A 3,023-nucleotide genomic window follows, 5' to 3' on the forward strand; every position below is an offset into this window, starting at 1 on the left:
CCTCTGCGCGTTCTTTTTTTTTTCCAACAAAAAAGCGCACTCCGGTTTTCCTCCCCTCTCCCGTGGGCCCGGAGATGTGTATAAGGGCCACCCCCCGGGCCCCCCCCCCCCCCCCCCCCCCCCCCCCCGCCGCCCCCCCCCCCGCCCCGCCCGCCAGCGCCGGATCGGCCCACAGCGCGAAGCCCGCCACCACCGCCTCCACACACCGCGCGCCGGCGCCGGGGCCCGCCCGCGCCAGGACACCGGGCACCAGCGGCACCACCGACGCGGCGGCCGTCACCCCCGCCACCCACCACAGGGCGCCCGGACCCGGCCCGCGCCCCTCCAGCAGGGCGCGGGCCAGCCAGACGGCGCCGACCTGCGGCGCGAGCCCGGCCAGCACGGCCGGCACGGACAGCGCCCCGCGGGCCGGGCGCGGCGGGGACACGGGGGCCATGCGGCCATCCCACCCTCCCCGGCGCGGGCGCATGGACGTGTGCGCGACAAACCGCGCGCCCGTGCGGGATGCGCGCCCGCCGCCCGGCCCGGGCGACCACCGCCGCCCGGCCGGACTCCGCCCCGGACAGCGCCCGCGCGGGATGTGGACCCCGGCGCCCCGGCGCGAGGATCGAGACGCGGTGAGCGCCGCGCCGGACAGGGCCGGGAAGGGGGCAGGAGTGCGGTGAACGGAACGGACGCCGTGCGGCCCGCCGTCGCGGTGCTGGGCGCGGGCATCAGCGGACTGGTCGCGGCCTGGGAGCTGGAACGGCGCGGCCACGACGTGGTGGTGCTGGAGGCCGACGCGCGGATCGGCGGGCGGATCTGGACGCACCGCTTCGCCGGCCCCGACGGGCCCGTGGCGGAGCTGGGCGCCATGCGCATCCCGCCCGACCACACCCTGACCCTGCGCTACGTCGACCGGCTCGGCCTCGGCCCCCGGCTGCGGCCGTTCGCCACCATCCTCAGCGAGCCGGACAACCGCCTGCGCGTCGGACGGCGCCTGGTCCGGGTCCGGGACGCGGCCGGGCCGCTGACCGACGACACCCGCGAACGCGCCGGAGGTGGCCCGCACCGGCCCGACGCGCTGCTGTTCACCGGCTGGCTGCACGCCATGGTCCGCGCCATCGCCCCGGCCGAACTGCGGGAGCTGGCCCGGCGCGACCTCGGGAAGCTGCTCGCCGTCGCCGGCCGGGTCGACCTCGCGCCGTTCGTGGACGACGGCCGTGCCGACCTCGGTGGCGCGCTCGCCGCCCATCCCGGGCTGCGGGCGGCGTGCGACCCGCGCCTGGAGAGCTTCCTGGACGACCTGGTCCGGGAGTCCGGGCCCGGCATGGTCCGGCTGGCCGGCGGCATGGCGCAGTTGACCGACGCCGTCGCCGCCCGGCTGCGCCGCCCGGTCCGCACCCGCCACGAGGTCACCGCCCTCGACGTGCGCGCCGACGGCGTACGGGTCGCCCTGGCCGGGCCGCGCGTACCGGCCGCCCTCACGTACCCGGTCGTGCTGTGCACCATCCCGTTCTCCGTGCTGCGCCGCCTGCGGCTGACCGGCGTCTCCGCCGACAAGCTGGCGGCCGTGCGGACGCTGGACTACGGCGCGGCCACCAAGGTGGCGCTGCACTGCCGCGAGGCGTTCTGGACCGGCGACGGCATCGCGGGCGGCGGCTCCGCCCCCGGCGGGCGCGTCCGGCAGACGTACTACCCCCCGGTGGAGGGCGACCCGGACGACGGGGCCGCGCTGCTCGGCAGCTACACGATCGCCGAGGACGCCGACGCCCTCGGCCACCTGCCCCCCGCCCGGCGCCACGCCGCCGTCCTTGGCGAGCTGCGCGACCTGCACCCCGCGCTCGGCGGGCCCGCCGCGATCCGGGAGACCGTCAGCGTGGCCTGGGGCGAACGGCGCTGGCACCGGGGCTGCGCGGCCCGCCGCTGGGGCCTCACCGAGGCGGCCCGCGTCCGCGAGGCGGAACGGACGGCGTGCCCGCAGGGCCGCCTGTTCTTCGCGGGCGAGCACTGCTCCGCGACGCCCGCCTGGATCAACGCCGGGATCGAGACGGCCCTCGACGCCGTGGAACGGATCGACGCCTTCCTCCGCCGCGCCGGCGACCGGCCCGGGGCCGGTGCGTCCGCGTGAGCGTCTTCGACCTGCCACGCCTCCACTTCGCGGGCACCGCCGTCACCCGCCTGCCCACCGGCCCCCGCTCCGGCCTGCTCGACCTGGCCACCAACCGGCCCGTCGCCGGGCCGGCGCCGTTCCCGGTGGACCGGCCCGCCGAGGAGTACCACGCCCACCTCGTCCGCCGGGGCGTCGCGGGCCGGGACCTCGGCGGCAACGGCCACTTCTGGGTGGACGCCGCCGTCGTCGCCGCCGGGACCGCCCCCGGCCGCCCCGACACCGCCGCCCCCGTCGTCGGCCGGGCCGTGGACCTGTGGGGCCACCACAACCCGTACCTGTCCACCACCGCCAACCGCGCCCGCGTCTTCGACGTCGACCCCGCGTCCCACTGGACCACGGCCGTCATGGTCGGCCAGTTCGCCCTCGGCCGCCTCGGCCGCTCCCACGACATCGGCTACCTCGTCCTCGGCGACGTCCACGACGTGTCACCGCCCCGCTGGCAGAACCCGCGGTACGTCCTGGCGCCCCCCGGCCCCCCGCCGGACCGCGACCTGACCCGTTCGGTCGTCCACCAGTTCGTGGTGGCGGCGGACGACCGGCTCCGCTGGACCGACGCGGCCGACGAGTCCCCGGCCGTGGCCGCGCTGCGCGACGCCGTCCGCGACGGCCCGTACGGCGGGCTGCTGGTGCGGTTCGCGCTGTTCGCCCTGGCCGCCCCCCGGGGCGACGGCGCCCCCGACCGGTGGCACCTGCGCGGCACCGTCGCGCCCTGGCGGCCCGGTGAGCCGCGCACCTGCCCCGCCGGGCGCCTGCTCACCCCTGTCCCCTACACACATCTGCCGCTGCCGACGAAAAGGCCCGGGGAGAGCCCGGGGAGTTCACAGCGGACTTGAACAAAGCGCGGACGGCGCGGTGCCCCCAGAACTCCCGG

At 78.6% G+C, this 3,023-nt stretch carries 2 protein-coding genes and 1 pseudogene; 2 read left to right on the forward strand and 1 reads right to left on the reverse strand.

Translation table 11 applies throughout. The annotated features are described in order from the left end of the window. Nucleotides 1–436: pseudogene (locus BN2279_RS29145) on the reverse strand (hypothetical protein); the annotation flags it as partial. A 225-nt stretch (nucleotides 437–661) separates the two neighbouring features. Here BN2279_RS29145 and BN2279_RS07740 point away from each other — a divergent pair. Together BN2279_RS07740 and BN2279_RS29800 are read left to right on the forward strand one after the other, a co-directional pair. Beyond that, nucleotides 662–2,110 carry a flavin monoamine oxidase family protein gene (locus BN2279_RS07740; RefSeq protein WP_059007794.1) on the forward strand — a complete coding sequence of 483 codons (1,449 nt, stop codon included), beginning with the start codon at nucleotides 662–664 and terminating at the stop codon, nucleotides 2,108–2,110. After that, entirely contained in the window at nucleotides 2,107–2,985 is an 879-nt protein-coding gene (locus BN2279_RS29800) for a hypothetical protein (protein ID WP_059007796.1), read from the forward strand. Before BN2279_RS07740 ends, BN2279_RS29800 begins: the two co-directional genes overlap by 4 nt. The last annotated feature ends 38 nt before the right edge of the window (nucleotides 2,986–3,023 follow it).

Source organism: Streptomyces specialis (assembly GCF_001493375.1).
Lineage (GTDB): Bacteria > Actinomycetota > Actinomycetes > Streptomycetales > Streptomycetaceae > Streptomyces > Streptomyces specialis.